Source organism: Frankia sp. CeTa3Moorea, from assembly GCF_978021225.1.
This window is the reverse complement of sequence record NZ_CDXDOR010000161.1, coordinates 9422-10606: the sequence shown is the minus strand read 5'-3', so window position 1 is coordinate 10606 and position 1185 is coordinate 9422. Positions and strand designations below refer to the sequence as shown.

Sequence of the window (1185 nt, the reverse complement as noted above, 5' to 3'; positions counted from 1 at the left end):
GAACAACCGACACCGCCGCGGCCGTTCCGGAGCAACCTCCGGAACGCAGGATCATGACGCTGGCGCTGCGGGGAGCCAACCGCGAGGCCCCCCACCCGCGGCGTCGTGACCCGGCCCGTCCACCACCGGCCCGGCTCAGGCCCGTGGGAAGTCGGTGTACTCCACGAGGTCGACGAAGATCTGGGCTGCGGCCCGGTAGAGATCGGTCCGGAGATGTTCATGGGCAGCACGCGGAGCTATCCGGTCGACGGTCTTCAGCCTAACGCCGGAAGCAGACGTGCAACGGCGGCCGTTCAGAGATCGTCTGTAAACGGATTTATCAAGCCTGTTCACCATGCGGGAAGGATGGCGCGGTTCGGGTCGCCCGGGCCGGTCACCATCGGACCGGGGCTCCCCCGGAGAGCACCCGGCACGACGGGCGGAGGCGCGGTGTGTCGGCCACGCTAGCGCTGGGTCTGCTGCTGCAGGGGCTCGCCTTGGTCGTGGTGGTTCGCGGTCGGGGCCGGCGCGCCGTGTCCAGTCTCGGGCTGATGTTCGTCGGTGCCGCCATCGCCTACCACGGGGTGACGGAGGTCCTGCAGGTCCTGGTGCCGTCCTACAGTGACAACCGGCTGTTGACCACGGAGTCCGACGTCGCGGCCTACACCGTTCTGGTCGGGTTCTCCCTGCTCGCGTTCGCTTCCGGTTATCGCTTCGCAACCCAACGCACGCCGCCGTCCACCGGTTGCCGCCGGGAGGAAGTCTTGGACTTCTTCGACTGGCGGGTCCTGACTCCGCTGGCCCTGGCTGCGGTGGCCGTGACAGCGGTCGGCAGGAACACCTCGTCCGGCGACGCGGACCCCTCGACGGTCACCGGCAGTCCCTACCTCGTCAGCGGCTTCGCGACGCAGTTCCTGGTCGTCGGCCTCGCCCTGGGAAGCTTCGCCGTGCTCGTGCGGACGAAGGGCCGCGGATTCCTCCCGGTGCTCGGCATCCAGTGTACGTTGCACACACTGGCGGGGCAGCGGCTGCCGGTGGCGATAGCGGCGGGCGCGGTGATCTACCTACTGTCCATCGTCGGGATTCCCATACGCCGACGGCAGCTCGTCTCGGTCGTCGCGCTCGTGGTTCTGGCCTACGTCGTCATCTACGGGGCACGCGCGGACGCGGGCCGGCAGGTGTTCGGGTACAGCGTGGGTCCCGGGC

General features: G+C 69.1%; 1 pseudogene. It reads left to right on the top strand.

The window, feature by feature from the left end:
* Positions 1 to 431: 431 nt before the first annotated feature.
* Positions 432 to 1185, top strand: a pseudogene (locus AC08OV_RS20715) (hypothetical protein); the annotation flags it as partial.